General features: G+C 46.0%; 24 protein-coding genes. 6 read left to right on the top strand and 18 right to left on the bottom strand.

Annotation, left to right across the window (positions count from 1 at the left end; all coding sequences use genetic code 11):
• Window positions 1-85: 85 nt before the first annotated feature.
• The 3 genes from HNY42_RS00670 to HNY42_RS00660 form a co-directional block, all read right to left on the bottom strand.
• Window positions 86-1,642: an ABC-F family ATP-binding cassette domain-containing protein gene (locus HNY42_RS00670; RefSeq protein WP_012371786.1), complete on the bottom strand. Its 1,557-nt coding sequence runs from the start codon at window positions 1,640-1,642 to the stop codon at window positions 86-88.
• A 27-nt stretch (window positions 1,643-1,669) separates the two neighbouring features.
• Window positions 1,670-1,843 carry a hypothetical protein gene (locus tag HNY42_RS00665; RefSeq protein ID WP_012371785.1) on the bottom strand — a complete coding sequence of 58 codons (174 nt, stop codon included), beginning with the start codon at window positions 1,841-1,843 and terminating at the stop codon, window positions 1,670-1,672.
• Between the two features lie 86 nt (window positions 1,844-1,929).
• The gene (locus tag HNY42_RS00660; RefSeq protein ID WP_114596682.1) at window positions 1,930-2,376 is read right to left on the bottom strand and encodes a hypothetical protein; all 447 of its coding nucleotides are present in this window, start codon (window positions 2,374-2,376) and stop codon (window positions 1,930-1,932) included.
• A 142-nt stretch (window positions 2,377-2,518) separates the two neighbouring features.
• Between HNY42_RS00660 and HNY42_RS00655 the strand changes: the two genes are divergently transcribed.
• The 4 genes from HNY42_RS00655 (at window position 2,519) to HNY42_RS00640 (ending at window position 6,436) form a co-directional block, all read left to right on the top strand.
• Window positions 2,519-2,848 carry a hypothetical protein gene (locus HNY42_RS00655; RefSeq protein ID WP_114596785.1) on the top strand — a complete coding sequence of 110 codons (330 nt, stop codon included), beginning with the start codon at window positions 2,519-2,521 and terminating at the stop codon, window positions 2,846-2,848.
• Window positions 2,845-4,071 carry a glutathionylspermidine synthase family protein gene (locus HNY42_RS00650; protein ID WP_131973513.1) on the top strand — a complete coding sequence of 409 codons (1,227 nt, stop codon included), beginning with the start codon at window positions 2,845-2,847 and terminating at the stop codon, window positions 4,069-4,071. The genes HNY42_RS00655 and HNY42_RS00650 overlap by 4 nt, the downstream gene beginning before the upstream one ends.
• Entirely contained in the window at window positions 4,071-4,706 is a 636-nt protein-coding gene (locus tag HNY42_RS00645) for an NAD(P)H-binding protein (protein WP_034769584.1), read from the top strand. Before HNY42_RS00650 ends, HNY42_RS00645 begins: the two co-directional genes overlap by 1 nt.
• A 236-nt stretch (window positions 4,707-4,942) precedes the next feature.
• Window positions 4,943-6,436, top strand: coding sequence for a peptide MFS transporter (locus HNY42_RS00640; protein WP_188004896.1), 1,494 nt, complete (start codon window positions 4,943-4,945; stop codon window positions 6,434-6,436).
• A 357-nt stretch (window positions 6,437-6,793) separates the two neighbouring features.
• On the opposite strand, the gene HNY42_RS00635 is transcribed toward HNY42_RS00640, so the two are convergent.
• Both HNY42_RS00635 and HNY42_RS00630 read right to left on the bottom strand, forming a co-directional pair.
• Window positions 6,794-7,303: a hypothetical protein gene (locus HNY42_RS00635; protein ID WP_188004895.1), complete on the bottom strand. Its 510-nt coding sequence runs from the start codon at window positions 7,301-7,303 to the stop codon at window positions 6,794-6,796.
• 64 nt (window positions 7,304-7,367) lie between these two features.
• Window positions 7,368-8,639, bottom strand: a complete 1,272-nt coding sequence (locus HNY42_RS00630) for a purine/pyrimidine permease (protein ID WP_131503527.1) — start codon at window positions 8,637-8,639, stop codon at window positions 7,368-7,370.
• A 159-nt stretch (window positions 8,640-8,798) separates the two neighbouring features.
• Here HNY42_RS00630 and HNY42_RS00625 point away from each other — a divergent pair, with 159 nt between their 5' ends.
• The gene (locus HNY42_RS00625) at window positions 8,799-9,494 is read left to right on the top strand and encodes an alpha/beta hydrolase (protein ID WP_188004894.1); all 696 of its coding nucleotides are present in this window, start codon (window positions 8,799-8,801) and stop codon (window positions 9,492-9,494) included.
• Window positions 9,495-9,556: 62 nt separating this feature from the next.
• Here the strand turns inward: HNY42_RS00625 and HNY42_RS00620 are convergent, their stop codons facing one another.
• From HNY42_RS00620 to HNY42_RS00600, 5 genes are all read right to left on the bottom strand, one after another.
• Window positions 9,557-10,492, bottom strand: a complete 936-nt coding sequence (locus HNY42_RS00620) for a carbohydrate kinase family protein (RefSeq protein WP_188004893.1) — start codon at window positions 10,490-10,492, stop codon at window positions 9,557-9,559.
• Window positions 10,479-11,330 (bottom strand): PRD domain-containing protein, encoded by an 852-nt coding sequence (locus HNY42_RS00615; RefSeq protein ID WP_255412942.1) that lies wholly within the window; start codon window positions 11,328-11,330, stop codon window positions 10,479-10,481. Before HNY42_RS00615 ends, HNY42_RS00620 begins: the two co-directional genes overlap by 14 nt.
• A 108-nt stretch (window positions 11,331-11,438) precedes the next feature.
• On the bottom strand, window positions 11,439-12,851 hold the full coding sequence (locus tag HNY42_RS00610) for a sucrose-specific PTS transporter subunit IIBC (RefSeq protein ID WP_188004892.1): 1,413 nt from the start codon (window positions 12,849-12,851) through the stop codon (window positions 11,439-11,441).
• A 175-nt stretch (window positions 12,852-13,026) separates the two neighbouring features.
• The gene (locus tag HNY42_RS00605; protein WP_131503522.1) at window positions 13,027-13,830 is read right to left on the bottom strand and encodes an endonuclease/exonuclease/phosphatase family protein; all 804 of its coding nucleotides are present in this window, start codon (window positions 13,828-13,830) and stop codon (window positions 13,027-13,029) included.
• 84 nt (window positions 13,831-13,914) lie between these two features.
• The gene (locus HNY42_RS00600) at window positions 13,915-15,570 is read right to left on the bottom strand and encodes a PTS transporter subunit IIBC (RefSeq protein WP_131503521.1); all 1,656 of its coding nucleotides are present in this window, start codon (window positions 15,568-15,570) and stop codon (window positions 13,915-13,917) included.
• Between the two features lie 253 nt (window positions 15,571-15,823).
• On the opposite strand from HNY42_RS00600, the gene HNY42_RS00595 reads away from it, so the two are divergent.
• Window positions 15,824-16,108 carry a helix-turn-helix domain-containing protein gene (locus HNY42_RS00595; RefSeq protein WP_131503520.1) on the top strand — a complete coding sequence of 95 codons (285 nt, stop codon included), beginning with the start codon at window positions 15,824-15,826 and terminating at the stop codon, window positions 16,106-16,108.
• A gap of 264 nt (window positions 16,109-16,372) precedes the next feature.
• Here HNY42_RS00595 and queF read toward each other — a convergent pair whose 3' ends face one another.
• The 8 genes from queF to HNY42_RS00555 form a co-directional block, all read right to left on the bottom strand.
• Window positions 16,373-16,861: a preQ(1) synthase gene (queF, locus tag HNY42_RS00590; protein WP_012371770.1), complete on the bottom strand. Its 489-nt coding sequence runs from the start codon at window positions 16,859-16,861 to the stop codon at window positions 16,373-16,375.
• Window positions 16,862-16,872: 11 nt separating this feature from the next.
• Window positions 16,873-17,589, bottom strand: coding sequence for a 7-carboxy-7-deazaguanine synthase QueE (gene queE / locus HNY42_RS00585; protein ID WP_114596672.1), 717 nt, complete (start codon window positions 17,587-17,589; stop codon window positions 16,873-16,875).
• The gene (queD, locus tag HNY42_RS00580) at window positions 17,586-18,041 is read right to left on the bottom strand and encodes a 6-carboxytetrahydropterin synthase QueD (RefSeq protein WP_012371768.1); all 456 of its coding nucleotides are present in this window, start codon (window positions 18,039-18,041) and stop codon (window positions 17,586-17,588) included. Before queD ends, queE begins: the two co-directional genes overlap by 4 nt.
• A complete protein-coding gene (gene queC, locus HNY42_RS00575) occupies window positions 18,038-18,694 on the bottom strand; it encodes a 7-cyano-7-deazaguanine synthase QueC (RefSeq protein ID WP_026827150.1) in 657 nt (218 codons plus the stop codon). Before queC ends, queD begins: the two co-directional genes overlap by 4 nt.
• A 170-nt stretch (window positions 18,695-18,864) precedes the next feature.
• The gene (gene bshB2 / locus HNY42_RS00570; RefSeq protein WP_131503517.1) at window positions 18,865-19,521 is read right to left on the bottom strand and encodes a bacillithiol biosynthesis deacetylase BshB2; all 657 of its coding nucleotides are present in this window, start codon (window positions 19,519-19,521) and stop codon (window positions 18,865-18,867) included.
• Window positions 19,521-19,886, bottom strand: a complete 366-nt coding sequence (locus HNY42_RS00565; RefSeq protein WP_131503516.1) for a YojF family protein — start codon at window positions 19,884-19,886, stop codon at window positions 19,521-19,523. Before HNY42_RS00565 ends, bshB2 begins: the two co-directional genes overlap by 1 nt.
• A 61-nt stretch (window positions 19,887-19,947) precedes the next feature.
• Window positions 19,948-20,763 carry a bifunctional hydroxymethylpyrimidine kinase/phosphomethylpyrimidine kinase gene (locus HNY42_RS00560; protein ID WP_026827153.1) on the bottom strand — a complete coding sequence of 272 codons (816 nt, stop codon included), beginning with the start codon at window positions 20,761-20,763 and terminating at the stop codon, window positions 19,948-19,950.
• A 132-nt stretch (window positions 20,764-20,895) separates the two neighbouring features.
• Complete coding sequence (locus tag HNY42_RS00555; RefSeq protein ID WP_026827154.1) at window positions 20,896-21,900, bottom strand: inorganic phosphate transporter; 1,005 nt, start codon at window positions 21,898-21,900, stop codon at window positions 20,896-20,898.

Below are 21,900 nucleotides of genomic sequence, written 5' to 3'. Positions count from 1 at the left end.
GAATTAAATGGAAGCACAAAAAAAGACGGAACGCAGGACTCGATCTAAAATCGAGTCCCGGCCTTCCGTCAGATGGTGTTTACCTTTAGAACACTTTTGTCGTCCACGATTCACAATTCCATAAATCCGTTGCGACGGCTTCGTAAAATTCAGGTTCGTGTGAAATCAACAGAACCGTTCCTTTATACTCCTGAAGAGCCCGTTTGAGTTCTTCTTTTGCTTCGACATCCAAGTGGTTGGTGGGCTCATCGAGAACAAGAATGTTGGATTCTGTGTTCATCAATTTACAAAGGCGGACCTTCGCTTTTTCCCCACCACTGAGGACTTCGATTTTCGATTCGATGTGTTTCGTCATCAGACCGCATTTCGCGAGCATAGCCCGGACCTGCTGCTGTGTCAGAGACGGGAATGTGCCCCAAATCTCTTCGATACACGTATTCGAATTTTTTTCCTTGATCTCCTGTTCGAAGTAGCCGATGTGAAGATTTTCTCCACGTTCGACTGTACCGGAAACCGAAGGAATCTCACCAAGCAGACTTTTGAGTAACGTCGACTTCCCGATACCATTTGCCCCGTGTAACGCGATTTTTTGACCGCGCTCAATCATCAAGTCAAGCGGACGGGAAAGCGGCTCATCGTATCCGATGACAAGTCCTTTCGCTTCGAACATCAACTTACTTGGTGTCCGGGCTGTCTGGAAATGAAACTCAGGTTTCGGACGTTCCTGCGCGAGTTCGATGACATCCATCTTATCGAGTTTCTTCTGACGGGACATCGCCATGTTCCGTGTCGAGACACGGGCCTTATTTCGGGCGACGAAGTCTTTCAGCTCGGAAATTTCCTGCTGTTGACGTTTAAAGGCTGACTCATGTTGCTTCTTCTTCGCCTCATGGACAGTCAGGAAGTTGTCGTAATCACCGACGTAACGATTGAGTCCTTGGTTTTCCATATGGTAAATCAAGTTGATGACACTGTTCAAGAATGGAATATCGTGTGAAATCAAGATGAACGCATTTTCGTAATCATTGAGGTAACGTTTCAACCATTCGATATGTTGCACATCCAAGTAGTTGGTCGGCTCATCGAGTAACAGGATGTCTGGTTTTTCAAGCAACAGCTTCGCGAGCAGGATTTTTGTCCGCTGTCCGCCGCTTAGTTCCTGGACATCACGATCGAGACCGATCTCATCAAGACCTAGACCGCGTGCGATTTCTTCGACTTTCGCATCAATCGTATAAAAATCATTGTTCGTCAAGATGTCTTGTAAGACACCGACTTCTTCTAACATTTTTTCGAGTTCGTCTGGTTCGACTTCACCCATTTTTGTATACAGATCATTGATTTCCTGCTCGATGTCGAACAAGTATTGGAATGCTCCTTTTAAGGCGTCACGAATCGTGAGTCCTTTGGAAAGAACAGCATGCTGATCCAGATAGCCGACACGAACGTGTTTCGCCCATTCGACTTTTCCTTCGTCTGGTTCGAGCTGTGAAGTAATGATGTTCATGAACGTCGATTTACCCTCACCGTTTGCTCCGACAAGACCGATGTGTTCCCCTTTTAACAGACGAAACGAGACATCTTCGAAAATCGCACGATCGCCAAAACCATGGCTTAAGTTTGATACCGTTAAAATACTCATAGTTACTCCCTTATTTCACGAATTCAATTAGACGCCTGTCCGTTTTTTCTGGTTGTTCGTTTTTTTCGTTTTTTGGCTTGTCATTTGTTTTGTTTCTGTTCCGCGCAAACCGGTCGGACGTTTTGTCTGTGATTGTTTTTTTGCTTTTAATTGTTCAATCATTGCTTCTTGAAGAGACAATTTTTTTGGTTGTTCGCTCATGTGTGTTCACCTCGATTAATTCGTTCTTATCCTCTAGTATGCCAAAAAAAACCTGTCTTGAAAACGAACTATACTTAATTCTTTCATTAAATGATTTCTTCGCCTAAATAAATCACGTAACAATTTCGGTCTAAATCGACTTCACAGCTGTCTCGTTCAAAGACGCCGTGATCGGGTACGCTCAATTTATCTTTAACTAAAAAGCGCATGGCCTGGATATGATTCGGGACGGTCACTGTCTTGATGACCGGATGTGAAGCACTTTCCTGGAAGCGTCGGAATTCGAGATGAATCTGGTGCGGCGGATAGACACGGTCCGCCGGATCACGGGGAGACGCTTCCACATGATCGACGATTAACTGATCGTATTCGCCGTCCATTTCATTGGAACGCAACTCATATAAGTGACCTTCGATGATATGAAATTCGCAAAGTTGATGCGCAATGATTTCCTCCGGTTCAATGGCAAAGCGGCTGTATTGATAAATTGATTTGAACTCATTTTGATCTTCGACATAATAGGCAAGTGACATTTGATTTCCTCCTCAAGTCTTCTTCGTTATTCTACTGGCATTAACAAAAAAAGTTCCGGAACGACTTAGAAACTTTTTTGGTGGAAAAAGCGTATACTTAGAATAACAAATTGTGATGAGAGGGGTATGCGATGTGAGTTGGATGAAGCAGGCAACACTTGCAGCTACGTTATTAATCGGAACGACGCTCAGTGGATGTGGATCGGACAATGCAAAAGCGGAACGTCCGGATGATCCGGATTGTGATGATTATGAATATGATAACGATGAAGGTGTTTGGTATTGTGATGATTCAAGCTCGACACACTCGGGGTTCTTTTACTGGGGAGGAAGTTACTTTGCTTCACGCGCCTTGATGCATAGTGCGATGCGAACGAAAGGGTACACACCCCGATCAAAGGACGTCAAAAGTTATAATGCCAAGACAAAAGGATTTGGGACGGGGTCATCGTCCGGCTTCTTCGGCGGATGAGGACACGACAGGAATTGTACGGGGATATCGACGCTTTTTGGGATGTGCTGGATGGGGAAATTTACGCTTTGGCGGAAGTGATGCCCGTTTCGAACGAGACGATTCAGGCATTGCGGACAGCGGCACGAGAAGCGTATACCATCTTTGAAAAAGTGATTCCGATTCTTTGGACGATGGATGACGACGGATTAATTGAACTTGGTTTTCCAAAGGATGCTTTACCGTTTTTACGGTTACAGACGATGCGTCCTTTATCAGTCATCAGCCGCTTCGATTTCATTGTCACAAATCATCGGATTTCGATCATGGAATGGAATGCGGATACGCCGACATTCATTAAGGAGTCCTTTGAAGTCAATGATCGGATTGCGCGAAAAGTGGGTTTTCGATCAATTAATGACGGACAAGCGAAACAGTTGGCGGACAGCGTTGATCGTGCGGTGAAGGCGGCAAGCCACAGGATTCGTCACGAACAGCCGCACGTCGTCTTCACGTCACACGGAGACAACATCGAAGACCGGTGGACGACAGAGTATCTGCAACAATTTGTTGCCGGTGCTACATACTGTCCTCTTGACGAACTTGAGATACGGGCAGAAGATGGGTTGTATGACCAACAGGGACGGCGAATCGATATTCTGTACCGGCAGACGTTTCCGATTGAGATGGCTTTACTCGACCGTGATGAAGACGGAACAGAGCTGGGACATTTGTTGCTGCAGCTCGTCGAGATGGGATTGCTTGAAATCATCAATCCACCGTCGGCTTTTCTGATGCAGGCAAAATCGGTCTTGGCCTTGATTTGGCTCTTGCATGAAACAGACCATCCTTATTTGACCGGGCGTGATCATGAGATTATTGCTCAGTATTTCTTACCGACCTATTTGAGTCCGGAGCCGTTTTTACGTCAAAATCAGGCATTTGTTGAAAAACCAATCTTTGGACGGGAAGGGGATACGGTTACTGTCCGTCAAGGGGACGGGAATGTCCTGTTCAGCAACGAACAACGTTCATTCAGCGATCAGTCTGCCGTGTATCAACGTTATCAGGAATTACCGATATGGTCATTAGAAGATGAAACAGAAGTCGCATATATGTTTGGTGTATTTGTGCTTGGCGGGCGACCGAGTGCTGTCGGGGTGCGGGCAGGTGAACGGATTACGGGGAATCGATCTTATTTCTTACCGATCGGACAACGTGAAAATCAAGAGGAGGATGGATGATGAAAGCAGCTATTTTAGGAGCGACTGGTTTAGTGGGGCAAGAACTGGTCGATCAACTATTGGCGCATGATGAATATCAGGAAGTACATGTTCTCGTACGTCGTCCGATGAATCGATTTCATCAAAAACTCGAAGAATGGGTGATTGATTTTGATCATGTGACGGAAATCGAATTACCGGAAGTCGACCACGTTTACTGTGCGCTGGGGACAACGATCAAACAGGCTGGGTCGCAAGAAGCGTTTCGTCTCGTGGATTATACATATCCAATTGAAGTGGGACGGGAATTGCTTGATCTAGGGGCTACTCGATTTGCTCTGATTTCGGCACTCGGCGCCCATCCGAATGCGAAAACATTTTATAACCGTGTCAAAGGGGACGCGGAAAATGGATTACGCGTACTCGGTTACGATGCCTTACTTATTTTCCGCCCTTCGTTATTGTTAGGCGAGCGGGATGAATTCCGTTTTGGCGAACAGGCGGCGGCCCGGGTATCCACTGTGTTACGTCCATTGTTGCGGCGCAGCCCGTACGCACCGATTGAAGCGGCGAAGGTCGCGCAGGCGATGATTCATCATACGCTGCATGAACCACCAGGAGTAACGATTGTTGAATCAAAAGAGATGCAGACTTGAGTGAGCGGATTTTTCGTATCACTCTTTTTTGTGTACCGAAATTAATATTTGACTCCTCAAATGATTTACGGTTGAATGATATAGTGCTGTCTCACAAACAAAAAAAGAAGTGAGACAATTCAGGCAAAACAGTGTATTTGCGTTCAATTCGTTCGTTCATGCTTATCGTTTGGGGAAAGCGGGAAAAAGATTGGACAATGTGCACATATCGAAGGTAGACGAAAGGAGCCGTTCATATGGCAGAGTTTGATCGCGATCAGGTCTACAAGACTGTTCCGCAAAAAGGATTCTTCGGAAATCCAAAAGGACTGTTCACGTTATTCTTTACTGAGTTTTGGGAGCGCTTCTCCTACTACGGGATGCGTGCCATCCTTATCTATTATATGTACTACTCTGTAAAAGATGGTGGTCTTGGAATCGACGAAAAAATGGCGTCTTCCATCATGGCGATCTACGGATCATTAGTTTATATGTCCGGTGTCATCGGCGGATGGATAGCCGACCGTTTATTAGGAACATCACGGACTGTATTTTACGGCGGTGTATTGATTATGACTGGACATATCGTTCTGTCCTTACCGGCAGGCGCTACAGCACTGTTCTTCTCAATGGGTTTGATTGTAATTGGGACAGGGTTATTGAAACCAAACGTTTCAAATATTGTAGGTGATCTGTACAGCAAAACGGATAGCCGACGTGATGCTGGTTTTAGTATTTTTTATACAGGAATCAATGCAGGTGCATTCTTATCTCCGATTATCGTAGATGGAGTGCGTTTGCAGGCAGGTTTCCATGCCGGTTTTGCTGTTGCGGCAGTAGGTATGTTTTTAGGACTGATTGTCTTTGTATTGACAAAGAAAAAAAATCTCGGACAAGCTGGTCAATACGTATTAAATCCGATGTCAAAAGAAGAAAGAGTACACTTTTATAAAGTAGTTTCTTTCGCTTTGATTGGTATTGTGGTTCTTGGCTGGATTGCTTCAACAATCGGTTGGTTGACGATTAATACGTTTTCGTTTGTTGTGACGATTCTTGGAGTCATCATTCCAGTCTTTTACTTCTATTTTATGTTGCGTAGTCCTAAAATTAATTCTGATGAAAAATCAAGATTGTATGCATACATTCCATTATTTTTGGCAGCTGTTATTTTTTGGGCCATTCAAGAACAGGGAACATATGTATTATCTAAATTTGCCGATCAACGTACGGAGTTAAGTTTCCTCGGATATGAATTTAGCCCGGCACTTTTCCAATCCGTCAATCCGCTGTTTATTATTGCACTAGCACCAGTCTTTGCAAGTATCTGGATTAAGCTTGGGGATCGCCAGCCGACAACACTTCAAAAGTTTTCGTTTGGTTTAGTATTTGCCGGCTTATCCTTCATCGTCATGATGATTCCAGGTCTATTGTTCGGAACAGAAGGATTGGTCAGTCCGCTTTGGTTAGTATTTAGTTTTCTGCTAGTTGTGATCGGTGAACTTCTTCTTTCTCCAGTCGGTTTATCGGCGACGACAAAACTGGCTCCATCTGCATTTTCGGCACAGACGATGAGTCTATGGTTTATGACAAATGCTACAGGACAAGCCGTTAATGCTCAAATCGTTAAGTTTTATGATCGTGATACGGAAGTCATGTATTTTGGTATCACAGGCTTAGTTGCAGTGTTCTTCGGATTGCTACTGCTTGTTTTTTCGAAAAAACTCCAAGTTCTCATGAAAGGAATCCGTTGATTTTATACTGATGAGGTATGGAAAATGGTCTGTTTCAATGCTTCTGGTATTGTGAGACTCAATCGAATAAAAAAAGGTACTGTACAACGTCTACTATGACAGACAGTTAAAACAATCAAACTGTCTGCTATAGTAATGATTTTTATTTTTCGTGATGAATATTTTACTTCGAAAATAGATCAAAAAAACTCCATATTCGTACGAGGGTACTGAAAAACTTTAAAAGAAAAAAAGGCGATTGACCCGACTAACTCGGAAATCAATCGTCTTTTCTCTTGATCACGCTCAAAGAGCACGAGGTTTTTCAGTGCTCTCTATTCATACTGGAGTTGTTTTATAGGATTTCTGTGTAAGCTGTTATTTAGTAATACTGATCTTACCTTCTACATTATATTTTTTTTTGATTTTAATTGTTTTTGTTTTTCCCGTCTTACTACGATGACCATCTGTAGTAAACCATTGATTGTATTTTTGTGTATAGTTCTTGTACACAATACGAGTCTTAAAAGTGCCTTTTTTCCCTTTTGGAATGTATTTTTCAGAATTCACCGTTATAGTTTTATCTTTACCGAAGAATCCTTCTAAAGATCCCTTAATAGAACCCCTTGAAATTTCACCTGCCCCAGTAACACTCCAATTGGTTTTTACTTTCTCGGATACAATCATTTTCTGTGGACCGTGCATTGTCTTAGATTCGACTTCCCATGCACCGTAACTTTTTGATTTGTAAACAGGGGATGCCGCAGGAGCATAATAGAAATATGTACCTTCATTTCCACTTAATGCCTGAGTATATTTAGGTCCTACAAGTACAAGAGAAGTCGATAAAAGTAGGGTAGCGCTTAAAATCTTTGTGATTTTTTTCATCTTAAACCTCCAAATGCTTATTTTTAACTGTTTTAATATAACATTTAAGGTTTTTTTTTGCAATTCAATCATTTGTACGAATATGACGTAAAGATTCTGCGAGCAGGGCGACGAGTGTTCCGAGTACGAGACCATTCGACATCAATGTCGTGACGAGCGGAGGCAAATCGGAAGTGGCACCTTTCGGAAGAAGCAGGGCACCGATTCCGACTAGAACCGGTAAGCCGACCGTAATCATGGCGGTCTGGCGATTCAATTCCCGCGAAGCTTCCGTGACCCCGATAATCGCCATTCCGGCGACGATTGGAGCAACCATTGCGTATCCGACAGCGACCGGAATCTTTGCAATCAGTCCGACGAACGGAGTGACGACGCTGAGGAACAGACAAATGGCATTGGCAATCGCAAAGGCCTTCCGATCCGTATTATCGGTTGAAGCGATGAAACCGGCTGTCCCGGAAATCGCAACGGGACCGACCGTTCCGAACATTCCCGCGAAAATTTGCCCGATTCCGGCTGTGACGCCGGCTGTCGCGACTTGTCCCTTCACTTGCTCACCACGTTTTGCACTGATGATTCGTTCAATGACTTTGATGTTCGCCAAGACGTTTGTCATCAGCAACAATGAGATGATCAGTGCTGTCGGGAGTAAGCTCCAGTCGAGTTGAATACCACCGAACGGCATCAAATCAGGGAAGGTAAAGAACGGACCGTCGAACGTCGGCATTTCGGCACGACCAATCAAAGCAAACATGCTCCAACCAACGAGCAGGGTGATCAATAACGCATACTGACGCAACCGATCGCTACGTTCTAAATAAAGTGAGATGATGACGGTTAAGACAGAAATGACGGCAGGAAGCACCTGAATCTTTCCGTCTTCGATATTGAGCAATCCTTTCATGACCGAACCGGATAATTGAGCCGATAACAGTAACATATAAACACCGATGACTTGTGGTGTGAACAGAGGAACGAGTCGACGAAGCACCCCGGTCAGGGTGAGAATGATACAGATGATCCCGCTTAAGATGAGAAGAAAACCTAACGACTGTAACGTGTTGGAGTAACTGCCGTACAAGGTGATTCCGATGGAAGAATAAAGCGCGAATACTCCCCACCAAATACCGGCAGGGCCTTCCATGATCGGCAGACGGTGGCCGAATAACACTTGAATGAGACTTAAAATCGCAAAAACGAATAAACAACGTGAGAGGAAAGCGAGGGTATCTGCACTTGATAGTTCAAATGAGGCAGCAATCGCGAGTGGCGGGGCAATGTTAGTACAAATAATAAACAAAAACCACTGAATCGTGGAGACAACAGTACGTGGCAAAACAAATGATTCCCCTTTCGAATAACGGATGCTTTTTTAATCTTAAACCAAATATTGAAAAAGAGATAGATACGCTTACATTAACTGAAAATTCAAAACACTTCTTTCATATGTGATTTTGCACATTATATTGGGTATCATAAAAGAGGAGGGATGAATATGAAAAGATGGTTAAAACGAATCAGCATCAGTCTACTGATTCTGGTAGGGATCTTAGTTGCAGCATTCATGATTTGGGCTCAATTTGATTACAATCCAACAAAAGAAGCAAAACAGTATTTCGGTGAACCGGTCGGACAAGGTTATCAGTTCGGAGACGACACGAGTGAAACGGGCTTCATTTTTTATCAAGGGGCCAAAGTGGATCCCGCTGCATACAGCTATTTCGGTCACCAATTGGCACAAGAAGGATATTATGTCGCCCTGCCGAAACTGCCGTTTAATATTGCGCTGCTGGACTCTAAAAAGGGATTATCGATCATCGAAGAGCATCCAAAAATCAAGCAGTGGTATTTGATTGGTCATTCGTTAGGCGGAAGCGCCGCTTCAACGATTTTGGAAGACAGTCCGAAAATCAAAGGCATGATTTTTTTAGCTTCTTATCCGATTGATGTAATCGATACTCCGTCGCTAACCGTCTACGGTGGAAGGGACGGGGTTTTACCGGTCGAGGATATTGAGGACAGTAAACAGGATGTCCGTTCTGATGCAGTGTTTCATCTGATCCAGGATGGAAACCATGCCAACTTCGGGATGTACGGCAAACAAAAAGGGGACAATGACAGTCCGTTGACGCCAAAAGAACAACAGGATGAAACGTTGAAGGTGATCCGGGAATTCATATCTGCACAGTAAAAAAAGACCCGCTCTTCTGTCTGATTGGACAGGGGAGCGGGTTTGATGTCTTCTCATATATGTTACGTCAACCGTCGTGAAACCTCGTCAAGCGTTGGCAAAGCAACCATCGCGCCTTTGACCGAAGCGGCTAAACCTCCGGAAATCGCAGCAAAGCGGCCGATATCCTGTAATTCGTTTTCATCCCAGTCAAACGAAAACGAGCGGATGGCACATTGATGGAGGAGACCGGACATGAACGCGTCACCTGCTCCCGTCGTATCAATCGCATCGACAGAAATCGCTTGAATCTCTGCCATCGAGCGGTCGGTATAAATCAGAGAACCTTCCGCGCCACGCGTTACAGCCAGTAACCGAATCGGATATTCTGCGAGTAGTTCGGCAGCCCCTTCATCCAAATTCGTCTGGCCGGTTAAAAAGGTCAGTTCTTCCTCCGCCAGTTTCACGATTTGAGCATCCGGTAAGACGGACCGAATCGTGGAACGGGCAGCATCTAAATCAGACCATAACGATTCACGTAAATTCGGGTCGTAAGAGATCGGGACATTATTGGCTTTCGCCACTTCAATCGCCCGCCGTGTCGCTTCGACCGCATCTCCGGAAATCAAGGAGATTGATCCGATATGCAAGAGGTCCGCCTCGGCGAGTGAATCCGGAATGTCTTTTTCATGAAAACTCATGTCCGCACGATAACTGTTGATGAACTCGAATGACCGGTCACCGTCGGCTGCATTCGTAACGAGGACAAGGCCGGTCTTATGTGTCGGATCAAAAACAAGATGATCCGTCTTAACACCGTAATGATGAAGTGTATCCTTTAAAAAGTGTCCCATCGAATCGTCACCGACGGAACCAAGGAAATAACTGTCGGCGCCGAGCCGTGCTAATCCAACGGCGACATTGGCCGGTGCACCACCCGGATTTTTTTGGAACGTTACATTATCGGCATCGAGCGGTATTAAATCGATCAATGCTTCACCAAGACTATAAATTTTCATAGGAGGTACCCCTTTCAAAATCTGGCCGAATCCGTTCCACGTGAAGAGCCATATAGCCGACTTCGGATTGCGGCACAGTCGTCTGTAATTCTTGTTCCAACCAGGACGCCATGTTTTCCGCACAACGGAAAGCGTCCGTATAACGGGTTTGAACAGCGGATAAGATGACGTCATCCATGTCATGTAACGTTTGCCCTTGTTCGATCCGGGCTAAGACGAGTTTCATATGGGTGAAGAACCGGTAATAGGTCATCGAGGTCGTTTCAATCGTTTGACCGAAAAAGGCTTCGATTTGTTCACGCAACTCATTTAATAACGTAGCCGTCTGGAGGGCGGTTGCCATATTAGGATGTCGTTGTCGTGCATTATACAAGTGAAGGGCGATGTTCGCAGCTTCTTCTTTCGGTAATGAAACGGCTAACTGTTGTTCAATATGGGCGACTGCCCATTCTCCAATCTGATATTCCGCTGTATACAGTAACCGGATTTCTTCCGCCAAGCGATTATGGACGACCAGTTGTTCACGGGCAAGCCGGACGGCGTGGGCGAGGTGATCGGTCAGACTGACATGAATGTAGTCATGAAAAGGTGTTTTCAGTTCGCCTTCTGCATAAGAAATGATCTGTTCCGACAAATCGATGATATCCAGTGGAGTCGTCGTCAGGATTTCCTTGAACTGTTCGGCATTTTCAAAAGACGGGATGAACATTTTTTCAATTTTTGTCGGATCAACAGGATCCTTCTTTTTTTTACCAAAAGCAATGCCGGGCCCCATGATGATCCGTTCCTGACCTTGTTCTTTTGTGACGATGGCGTTATTGTTGAGTACTTTATGAATGATCAGTCTGACTACCTCCTTTCTACTTCCATTATACGGGTTATCGGCAATCTAGGAAAACTGACAAATGCGACCCGAAGAGGATTCTCAAGGGGTCGCATCGTTTAATTAAGCAGCCAAATCCGTCTGTTTTTGTTTTCGTGTATCGAGACGCATCAAGATGACGGTAGCGACGAAGGCCGTTGCGACAGCAATTGCGAAACCAACCAAATAGTTGATCAAGTTGGAGGCGCCGAGCGGAGCGACGATGGCAATCATCGGAATACCGGTTAATCCGTAAGCGTTCGCTGCGACTTGTGTCAAGACGACATATCCGCCGCCGATCGCGCCACCAATCGCACCACCGATAAACGGTTTACCGAGTCGAAGGTTGACCCCGTAGATGACAGGTTCCGTAATCCCGAGAAATGCGGAAAAAGCAGACGGGAGAGCGAGTGCTTTGAGTTTGACGTTTTTCGTCATGAAGTAAACGGCAAGTCCTGCTCCGCCTTGGGCGACGTTTGCCATAGACCAGATAGGAAGTAAGAAGTTTTTACCGATACTCTTATCGGCAAGTAATCCCGCTTCAATCGCATGGAAACTGTGGTGCATTCCTGTGATGACGATTGTCGAGTACAGACCACCGAATAAGAGACCGGCGACGACCGAGAACTGCTCATAGAAGAAGACAAGAACAAACGAGATTCCCTTACCGAGCAACGTGCCGATTGGACCGATGACGATGAGTGCGAGGAAGCCTGTCACGAGAATCGTCACGAACGGTGTGACGAGGAGATCAAGTGTTTCTGGTGTCCGTTTACGGACTTCTTGTTCAATCTTAGCCATGACCCAAACTGTCAGAAGAACCGGGAAAACCGTTCCCTGATAGCCGATCAATTCAATGTTCATGCCGAGGAAATGCATCACTTCCGGTTCACTGTTTCCGAGTGTCCACGGATTTAATAACGATGGATGGGTCATGATTCCACCGATGACGGCACCGAGGTACGGATTCGCACCGAATTCACGGGCAGCCGAGAAACCGATCAGAATCGGTAAGATGATGAAAGCGGAAGACGAGAACATATCGAGCAACTGGACGATTGGCGAATCACCGCTGACCCAGCCGAATGCCTTGATCATTCCGAGCAGTCCCATTAACAGACCGGCAGCGACGATAGCCGGAATCAGCGGTACGAAGACGTTTGATAATGAGCGGGCAAGACGGGCAAACGGATTCAATTTTTGCGAAGCTGCTTTTTTGACATCAAGCTGTTCTTCTCCGTCCGGCCTTACACCAGCGAGTGGGGCGAATTCAGCGAAGACCTTGTTGACAGTACCTGTTCCGAAGATGATTTGATACTGACCTGAACTTGAGAATGCACCACTGACACCGTCCAAGTCTTCGAGAGCAGGCTGATTCACTTTGGATTCGTCATGCAGGACGAGGCGGAGCCGTGTTGCACAATGGGCGGCCGTAATGATGTTTTCCCGGCCTCCGACGAGTTCGAGGACATGTGCTGCAGTTTGTTTGTAATCCATCTTGAGTTCCTCCTTTAGGAAAGGCGTGCAGTTGCAACAAGCCACAAAAAAAGGCAAGACCGAACAGCATCTCCACGAACGAGATGCTGAATCGGTCTTGCCAGCCGTACTGTCACAATCCGCACTATTTGCTTGTTGCCCTCATCATAAGGAGAAAAGAAAGCGTTGTCAACCGTTAAATGGGTTCTTTTTGAATCGAGATATCGACTTCGACACCAAAGTGGTCAGAAACAACCGGTGCGAACACCCCGTCAAAGACGACTCCGACGCGATCGACGTCGATTTTTCGGTTCGATAAGACCAGGTCGAGACGTAATCCTTGTTGATTTTCTTCCCACCCGTCAATTTTGCCTTCGACCGTTTCAATACCAACAGTCTCTTGAGCCAACAAAAAGACGTCGTGGAGGCCGCGTTGTATCATATGGTCATAGCCGGCCTCACGTTCCAATGCATCATTGTTGAAGTCGCCTAAGAACATCGTCCATTCAAGAGGGTCCATTCGGGCAATCAAATGATCGAACTGTTCACTGAACGGCTCATCCGCATCTTCCCACCAACCGAGGTGACAGGAATTAAACGTGATTTGTGTCCCGTCGATATCGATGGTTGCCCGGACGATTTTGCGGGACTTCCAGTCCATCGTGTCCTGACTTCTGCTGACGTAATAACTGTCTGATTTTAAGATGGGGTGTTTCGTCAAAAGAGCGAGACCTTCCTCATACGCATCATATCCGATATGCGAGAAGTCCCAGACGAACGAATAGTCGAAACCTTGTTTCGCCAAGGCTTGTTGAATCAAGTAAACAAAATTATCTTCACGGATGTTGTCATAAAGGATCGGAGTATCCATCAATTGACTCACTTCCTGTAAAGCAATGACATCATAATCCTGTTGGATGATTTGTGTAACGATTTGATCGAGTTTATCGAGTTGATTGGTTTCCTGCCAAGAATGGCAATTGAGCGTAAGTAATCGCATCTGTTGATCCTCCTGTTTTTCAATAAAGAAAGGTGAAACTCAAGGAGAGCTTCACCTTTTCTTATTTACCCTAAATCATCTGGTTTATGCGCCGATTCGATCTTGGATATCTGATTTCAAGACATCCGCTTTAGGACCGTAAATAGCTTGCACGCCATTATTTTTTAGGATTAATCCAAGTGCACCATTGGATTTCCAATCAGATTCCGGTGCGACAAGACTTGGATCTTTGACCGTGACGCGCAGGCGTGTCATACAGGCATCGACTTCCTCGATGTTTGCTTGACCCCCTAATAATCCGATGATGCGTGAGGCTTGTGATTGATCGTTTGTTGCAGCCGCTTCGTTCGTAGCTTGAGTGTTATCTGAAACGACGACATCATCCAAGTAGTTTCCGTTACGGCCAGGTGTTGCATAGTTGAACTTTTTAATAACGAAACGGAATGTAAAGAAGTTCAAGAAGAAGAAGAACACACAAACACCGATGAAGCGGATCAAGTCACCGATCAGTCCCGCTTTTGCAATCAGCGGAATCCGTGTCAACAATTCAATCGCTCCGAACGCATGGATCCGGAGATGCATGACGTCAGCCAAAGCAAATGCAACACCTGTTAAGACAGCATAGACAACGTAAAGGACAGGTGCGATGAACATGAACATGAATTCGATCGGCTCCGTTACCCCTGTTAAGAAAACGGCAAGACCGGCAGATAGGAAGACCGGTTTATAAGCTTTCTTTTTGTCTTCATCAACCGACATGTACATGGCAACAGCAACACCGATTAAAGAAGCCAGGGAAGTAACGACTTGTCCTTCTTTAAAACGTGCCGGGACGACACTGTTGATCAAATCGTTGTATCCTTGTGTGTTACCTGCTTGTTTTAAGTTAACGAGATCGGTAATCCAGGCGAGCCATAACGGATCTTGACCTGCGACCGTCGAACCTTGCGCTGCCCCCGTTAAAATTTTATACGTTCCACCGAGTTCCGTGTAGTTCATCGGAACCGTCAGCATGTGGTGAAGACCAAACGGTAAGAGCAGACGTTCCAGTGTTCCGTAAACGAATGGAGCAAGGATCGGTGCCGTATCGCGTGACGTCGCGATCCAGCGTCCGAAGTCATTCAATAATCCTTGGACGAATGGCCAAACGAGTGATAAAACAAACGCTGCAACGACGGATCCACCGATGACGACGAATGGAACGAATCGTTTACCGTTAAAGAATGCAAGTGCATCAGGCAACTTGCTGAAGTTATAAAATTTATTGAAGAGTACAGCTCCAAGGAAACCGGAAATGATTCCGACGAATACGCCCATGTTAAGCGCCGGAGCACCAAGGACAGAAGTGAAATAATCTTTTACAATTAAATCAGAACCAAGTAAAGACGTGACGGTTGCTTTTGGATCGGCAAGCATCGTCGAGTTGACACCGAAGATAGCACCGGTAACACGGTTGACTAAGATAAAGGCAAGTAAGGCAGCAAATGCTCCGCCGGCCCGTTCTTTTGCCCACGATCCACCGATCGCAACGGCGAACAAGACATGCAGGTTAGTAATGATGGCCCAACCTAAATCTTCAACAATTCTTGCAACCGTTTGCATAAACACGATGTCGCCACCGTACATTCCGATCAACTTCCCGATCGAGATCATGATTCCGGCAGCTGGCATGACTGCGATGACTACCATTAAAGCTTTTCCTAGCTTTTGCCAGAAATCAAATGAAATCTTGTTTTTCATGTGGTTTCACTCCTCTATGTATCTGTTATCTGTGTAATTAGTGCAAGAAATGTAAGCGATTAATGCAACCGCTTGCACCTAGAATTGTAAGCGATAACTTTTTAAAAAGCTAGTTCTTTTTTATGATTTTTTTGAAATTATATTTTAGAAAATGAATATTATGAATAGGAGAAGTGTTGAAAAATGAAAATCGGGAATAAGTTAACAGGAAAGAAAGCGGAGCGTCATGTGCTTAGAAAAAGGAGACGAAATCATGAGTGAATCGATCATTCCTCTCACGAACTATGGAGAACGAATTCGAATGTTACGGAACCGACAGGGCATGGAGCTCGAACAACTTGCGGAACTGACGGAAACGACACCTGAAATGATGAATCGGATTGAAAAAAGCCTGGCATATCCATCCTTTTCGATGATCGAACGGTTGGCAAAGGTGTTAGGTGTTCCGTACGAACATTTACTTCGGGATATCTGGTCGGCGCAAATGATTTTTCAACAAGAGGAAGATCAAAAAATCATTGATTTGCCTTCGAGTTAACGATAGAAAAAAAGGGCTGACTCAAAAGTCAGTCCTTACAAAGAAAAGGATGGCAGATTCTAATTCTGCCGCCCTTTTCTCGTTTAAACAGGAATCACTCGTTTCACGCAACTCCTACAGGAAAAAGCGCATTTTTGTGCTGTCAGAGACAAACAAGACCCGCTTTCCTGCCTGAATGAGGCAGGAAAACTGGCTTGTGTCTCGCCTGAGGAAAGGGCGTGAAAAGACGAGAGATTCCTTTTTGAGTCAGCCTCTTTTACTGTATTATCGATTATCGATGGTTTCGGGATATAAATCATGATTAAACAGACGGTGCTCTGCCATCTGTTCATATTTCGTACCCGGTTTACCGTAGTTGTAGTATGGATCAATTGAAATCCCGCCGCGTGGTGTGAATTTTCCCCATACTTCGAGGTAACGGGGTTCCATCAGTTTGACAAGATCCTTCCCGATAACGTTGATGCAGTTTTCATGGAAGTCACCATGATTACGGAAGCTGAACAGATAAAGTTTTAGTGATTTTGATTCGACCAGCTTCTCGTCCGGGATGTAAGAGATGTAGATGGTCGCAAAATCCGGTTGATTCGTAATCGGACAAAGGCTCGTAAATTCAGGTGCATTGAATTTTACGAAGTAATCATTTTCCGGGTGACGGTTCGGGAAGGCTTCAAGCACTTCCGGTTGATATTCAAAAATATACGGGACAGACTTTTGACCAAGTAAGGACAAATCGTTTAAATCTTCTGGACGCATAATTAATCTCCTTAAACGCCGCGATCGTTTGCGAAAACGAGGGCATGTAGTTGTGGAAGAACCCGTGCATGATTAAATCGTTCGTCAGTTGCGACGCGTTCCCATAAAGTTTTTAAGCCGGATAACATCCGCGGTGCAATCGTACCTTCTTCCGCAGGATCAGGATTACCGAGTGACAGATATAAGGTTTTTAAGGCGTAGCGTTCTGAAATGGCAGCAGCAAAGTCAAGATCCGCCTCATCAAAGATGACGATTTTAACGGCGCGTTGCTGTTCAGGCAATCGTTTGAAAAAGACATCAAGGCGGTCATAATCAACGGTCATGCCACTCGACGGCGGTTTCGGACTGATCGTGACGTCTTCGATATCGAGCACCCAGTTTTGCCAGTAAGAACCTTGTGTTTCGACCGACATCGTGATGCCACGGCTCTTCAGTGCGTCGACGAGTGTCCCGATCGATGCGTGTAACAAAGGGTTACCGCCGGAAATCGTGACATGACCATACGAACCGAGGGCATCGAGTTGCGTCAGGATTTCTTCTGCTGTCAGTAAATCCGGTTTTTCCGATCCGTCCCAAGTGAAGGCCGAGTCACACCAGGCACAGGAATAATCACAGCCACCCGTCCGGACGAACATCGTTTTTTGACCGATCGAACGTCCTTCACCTTGAAAGGTTGGACCAAAGATTTCAAGAACAGGAATCTTCGGTATTTTCTTCAGTTGACTCATGACTCGAGCATCCATTCCCGGCGGACTTCTGCAAAAGCAGTCGGTGTTTCATACAGTTTAACGAACTCGACACGCAGACCGCGTTCATCCGGCAGATGTTTACCGAGTGTTTCAAAAATCCAGGCCGACATGTTTTCAGCCGTTGTATTCATGTAAGGAAGCGACTCATTCAAGTAACGGTGATCGAGTAACGGTTCGAGATGCTCTTTGAAAATTTTCTTCAAATCGCCAAAGTCTAGTGTCATACCGCGGTGATCAAGGAATCCGCTGATGCCGAGATCCACGTGATACGTATGGCCGTGCAGGGCGCGGCACTTGCCATCATAGTCATACAGGTGATGGGCTGCGTCAAACGTCAATTTTTTGACGATCATGACACGTGATTTTGTATAAATAAGCGAGTCGCCGGTCGGGCGCTCGACTGTTTCGGGTGCTTCATAGTTGAATTTCATGTGTGTTGGACCTCCTCGATGTAGGCATCTAAGCCTTTTTTCCGTAATTCACAAGCAGGGCAATCGCCACAGCCGTCTCCAATGATTCCGTTGTAACACGTTAATGTCCGTTCGCGGACAAATTCAAACGCGCCGAGCGAATCAGCTAATGCCCATGTCTCTTTTTTGTCGAGCCACATGAGCGGAGTATGAATCACGAATGGATAGTCCATCGCGAGGTTAAGCGTCACATTCAGTGACTTGATGAAGGAATCACGGCAATCGGGATAACCGGAAAAGTCTGTTTCGCATACACCGGTAATGATATGGCGGATGCCACGTCCTTTAGCGAGGACGGCTGCGAAGGACAGAAACAGGTGATTTCGGCCATCTACAAAGGTAGAAGGAAGCCCGTCTTCGTTTGTCGTGATCGATTGTGAGTGGTCAGTCAGAGAATTGCTTGTCAATTGACTGAGGAGTGAGAGATCGAGCTCGTGATGTTTCACACCGAGTTCAGATGCGATTTCGCGAGCGACATCGAGTTCTGCGGCATGACGTTGCCCGTAGTTGAAGGTAACGACTTCAACTTCTGAATAGTCGGCAAGTGCCTGAAACAGGCAGGTCGTCGAATCTTGACCGCCACTGAAGACGACAAGAGCACGTTCATTTTTCATTGGATACACTTCCATTCCTAGTTTTTGTGACGGAGGAGGTTACGAACTCCGGAGACACAGTCTCAACTATTCACACTAGCAGAAGGTGACTCAAAAGTCGACTGACAATCGAGGATTTTGTAAGACAAAAAAAACACCCTTGAACGAAAGGACGTCCAGGGGTGCGGAAATTATAACGGATAGTGGTAATAGCGTTCTTTGACGAGCAAATCACGGATGTTCGAGTCTTCTGAGATGACTTTCATCAAGCCGCCTGTTTGTGATGCATGCGCTTGAAGGGCAGCGATTTTTTGATCGGTATAGGCACTGACATCATGGATGAACGTTCCTTCACCGAGTTCGTCACGTGTATTGTTAGCGAAGGCAACCGCTAAAAATTCAGGACGCTGACTTTCGTCAATCGCACGAAGTGCCCGGACGACGGCACGTGCTGTCGCTTCGTGATCCGGATGGACAGCATATCCCGGATAAAACGAAATGACCCGTGTCGGTTGCGTTTTCGTAATCAATTGTCCGATTCGTTCAGCAAGCATCACTTCGTCTTCGAATTCGACCGTTTTGTCGCGGAGTCCCCACATTTGTAAATCGGAAATCTTCATTTTTTCAGATGCGGCAATCAGTTCGTGTTTGCGGATCGTCGCGAGCTGTTCGCGGTTCGTAAAGACAGGACGCCCCATGTTGCGTCCCATTTCACCGAGTGTCAGGCAGGCATATGTGACGGGTCCGCGGTTCTCTGCATGTTCGATAATCGTTCCAGCCGAGCTGAACGCTTCATCATCCGGGTGAGGGAAGATGACGAGGAGATGATCTTGTTCATTGTAAGCCATTATTCTACCTCCTCTGCGCCTTGCGCGAATGGAGTCGGACTGAGTTCGAAGGCAATCGCAAGGCGTCCTTCCATGTCGTGTCCGGCAATCAACAGTTGATCGCCTGCAAATTCATAATCCGTTAAGCCTTCACCGTACAACCAGCCGTGGGAGAGTTTCAGTCCGATCCGGTACGGACCGTTTCCGGTAATCAGACCACGTTCGTACGTAATCTCGGCGTTGCGGAAAAACATGCCGGCACTGTGGAACGTCGGATCCTGGTGGGTCGCGTACGCCCCGTTCGTCGTTTCGACGTGGACATAAAGTGGTGTATTGGCATGCTTGTCGATATAGTCTTGTACAGCGGTTAAATCAAGTGCTTGCATGATGAATCCCCTTTCCTATACAGAAAGAAGTCCGCGATCAGTGCGCGGACTTCTTGAGCGATTAAGACGTTACTGTTCGGTGAGCAGCATGGTCAGTCGGGCCGACATATTCATTCAGGCGGAATGAATGACGAATCGCAGAAGTGATAAACGATTTCGCTGTACGGACCGCTTGCTCCACAGAAGCTCCTTTTGCGAGTTCAGCTGTAATTGCAGCAGAGTAGGTGCATCCTGCTCCGTGCGTATACGGTGTCTCAATACGCTCGTCCTCAATTAGGATAAACTCTTTTCCGTCATAAAGCACGTCAACTGCTCGTGGGTGGTCAATCTTACTGCCACCTTTGACAAGAACGTATTGCGCGCCTTTTTCATGGATCCGTGCAGCTGCGAGCTTCATTTCATCGATGGTCGAAGGTGTTTTTCCAAGACCGGACAATTGACCTGCTTCAAAAACATTAGGGGTCACGACCGTTGCGAGCGGTGTCAAGACATCGCGTAAAGCATTCGCGGTATCGGGATTCAGAACTTCATCTTCACCTTTACACACCATGACCGGATCGATGACGACGTTTTTGACACCAGATGACTTGATTTTTTCAGCAACGACTTCAATGATTTCGACAGTCGGGAGCATACCCGTCTTCATCGCATCTACACCAATTCCTCCAAGGACCGTATGGATTTGTGTCCGGACGAGTTCGGCATCGATTGGGTAAACCGCATGGTGCCAAGAATGATCGGGATCTTGAGCGACGATGACCGTCAGTGCGTTCATCCCGTAGACTTCAAGTTCCTGGAACGTCTTCAAATCAGCTTGAATACCAGCACCGCCACTCGTGTCAGAGCCGGCAATCGTTAACGCTTTACGTTTTGTCATGTGGAATTCCTCCTAAATAAAATAAGCATATCTTCTTGCCATCAATCATAGCGAATTCTAGTCCAAGCGACAACTGCAGGGGCTCAATTGAGACAGAAAATCCCCACCTAGCTGACTAGATGGGGAATAAGATCATTTAATGAATAGGAAATCTAAGATGTAGTAGATGAGCGCCGCCACGGCCATTGAAATCGGCAATGTGATGACCCATGTAATCAACATCCGTTGTGCTGTTCCCCATTTAACACCTTTTTTCCGGTGTGATGTACCTACACCGAGAATGGCAGAAGAAATAACGTGTGTCGTTGAAACCGGTAAGTGAATGGCTGTCGCACCAAAGATGATGGCAGCAGACGTCAAGTCAGCCGCAACCCCGTTGACCGGACGGATTTTCATGATCTGTCCACCAACGGTCTTGATGATCCGCCATCCACCGACGGATGTACCTAGACCCATTGCGACCGCACACGATAGTTTAACCCAAAGTGCGACTTCGTGATCGGTTTGGAAACCGGAAGAGATGAGGGCAAGCGTGATGATACCCATCGCTTTTTGTGCATCATTCGTTCCGTGTGTATACGATTGAAGTGCGGCTGTTGCAATTTGCATATGACGGAAACGACGATTCGTCTTCGCCAAGTTTCCTTTTTTGAAAACTACTTTAAAGATTCCATAGACGATAAATCCAAGCGTGAAGGCAAGAATCGGTGAAATGATCAGTGCCTGAACGATTTTTAGAATCCCTTTAGCTTCAATTCCGCCAAAGCCGACAGATGCGATAGCAGCACCGGCGATTGAACCGATCAGCGTGTGCGAAGAACTCGACGGAATACCGAAGTACCACGTTAAGAGGTTCCAAGCGATAGCAGAGAGTAAAGCAGCGATGACGACATAACTTCCGTGCTCAAGCGTCGACGGATCGACGATATCGCTGGAAATTGTTTTAGCAACGCCAGTAAACGTGATTGCACCTAAAAAATTCATCGTCGCGGCAAGAATGATGGCGTGACGTGGTTTCAAAGCACGAGTCGACACCGAAGTCGCAATCGAGTTCGCTGTATCGTGGAAACCATTAATGAAGTCGAAGCTAAGTGCGAGAATGACGATTATGGCGGTGATGATAAAAAGACTATCCAT

It is taken from the genome of Exiguobacterium sp. Helios, assembly GCF_014524545.1.
In the GTDB taxonomy this organism is placed as follows: Bacteria; Bacillota; Bacilli; order Exiguobacteriales; family Exiguobacteriaceae; genus Exiguobacterium_A.
This window is presented reverse-complemented; position numbering and strand designations above follow the sequence as displayed.

What these genes read in the sequence shown, in the direction of transcription:
- HNY42_RS00635 (WP_188004895.1), bottom strand. Translation starts at nt 7,303, where the DNA reads ATGAAAAAAATCACAAAGATTTTAAGCGCTACCCTACTTTTATCGACT.
- HNY42_RS00595 (WP_131503520.1), top strand. Translation starts at nt 15,824, where the DNA reads ATGAGTGAATCGATCATTCCTCTCACGAACTATGGAGAACGAATTCGA.
- HNY42_RS00560 (WP_026827153.1), bottom strand. Translation starts at nt 20,763, where the DNA reads ATGACAAAACGTAAAGCGTTAACGATTGCCGGCTCTGACACGAGTGGC.
- HNY42_RS00640 (WP_188004896.1), top strand. Translation starts at nt 4,943, where the DNA reads ATGGCAGAGTTTGATCGCGATCAGGTCTACAAGACTGTTCCGCAAAAA.
- HNY42_RS00645 (WP_034769584.1), top strand. Translation starts at nt 4,071, where the DNA reads ATGAAAGCAGCTATTTTAGGAGCGACTGGTTTAGTGGGGCAAGAACTG.
- bshB2 (WP_131503517.1), bottom strand. Translation starts at nt 19,521, where the DNA reads ATGGCTTACAATGAACAAGATCATCTCCTCGTCATCTTCCCTCACCCG.
- HNY42_RS00625 (WP_188004894.1), top strand. Translation starts at nt 8,799, where the DNA reads ATGAAAAGATGGTTAAAACGAATCAGCATCAGTCTACTGATTCTGGTA.
- HNY42_RS00650 (WP_131973513.1), top strand. Translation starts at nt 2,845, where the DNA reads ATGAGGACACGACAGGAATTGTACGGGGATATCGACGCTTTTTGGGAT.
- HNY42_RS00660 (WP_114596682.1), bottom strand. Translation starts at nt 2,376, where the DNA reads ATGTCACTTGCCTATTATGTCGAAGATCAAAATGAGTTCAAATCAATT.
- HNY42_RS00565 (WP_131503516.1), bottom strand. Translation starts at nt 19,886, where the DNA reads ATGCAAGCACTTGATTTAACCGCTGTACAAGACTATATCGACAAGCAT.
- HNY42_RS00655 (WP_114596785.1), top strand. Translation starts at nt 2,519, where the DNA reads ATGAAGCAGGCAACACTTGCAGCTACGTTATTAATCGGAACGACGCTC.
- HNY42_RS00620 (WP_188004893.1), bottom strand. Translation starts at nt 10,492, where the DNA reads ATGAAAATTTATAGTCTTGGTGAAGCATTGATCGATTTAATACCGCTC.
- queD (WP_012371768.1), bottom strand. Translation starts at nt 18,041, where the DNA reads ATGAAATTCAACTATGAAGCACCCGAAACAGTCGAGCGCCCGACCGGC.
- HNY42_RS00670 (WP_012371786.1), bottom strand. Translation starts at nt 1,642, where the DNA reads ATGAGTATTTTAACGGTATCAAACTTAAGCCATGGTTTTGGCGATCGT.
- HNY42_RS00610 (WP_188004892.1), bottom strand. Translation starts at nt 12,851, where the DNA reads ATGGATTACAAACAAACTGCAGCACATGTCCTCGAACTCGTCGGAGGC.
- queE (WP_114596672.1), bottom strand. Translation starts at nt 17,589, where the DNA reads ATGAGTCAACTGAAGAAAATACCGAAGATTCCTGTTCTTGAAATCTTT.
- queC (WP_026827150.1), bottom strand. Translation starts at nt 18,694, where the DNA reads ATGAAAAATGAACGTGCTCTTGTCGTCTTCAGTGGCGGTCAAGATTCG.
- queF (WP_012371770.1), bottom strand. Translation starts at nt 16,861, where the DNA reads ATGCGTCCAGAAGATTTAAACGATTTGTCCTTACTTGGTCAAAAGTCT.
- HNY42_RS00665 (WP_012371785.1), bottom strand. Translation starts at nt 1,843, where the DNA reads ATGAGCGAACAACCAAAAAAATTGTCTCTTCAAGAAGCAATGATTGAA.
- HNY42_RS00600 (WP_131503521.1), bottom strand. Translation starts at nt 15,570, where the DNA reads ATGAAAAACAAGATTTCATTTGATTTCTGGCAAAAGCTAGGAAAAGCT.
- HNY42_RS00555 (WP_026827154.1), bottom strand. Translation starts at nt 21,900, where the DNA reads ATGGATAGTCTTTTTATCATCACCGCCATAATCGTCATTCTCGCACTT.
- HNY42_RS00605 (WP_131503522.1), bottom strand. Translation starts at nt 13,830, where the DNA reads ATGCGATTACTTACGCTCAATTGCCATTCTTGGCAGGAAACCAATCAA.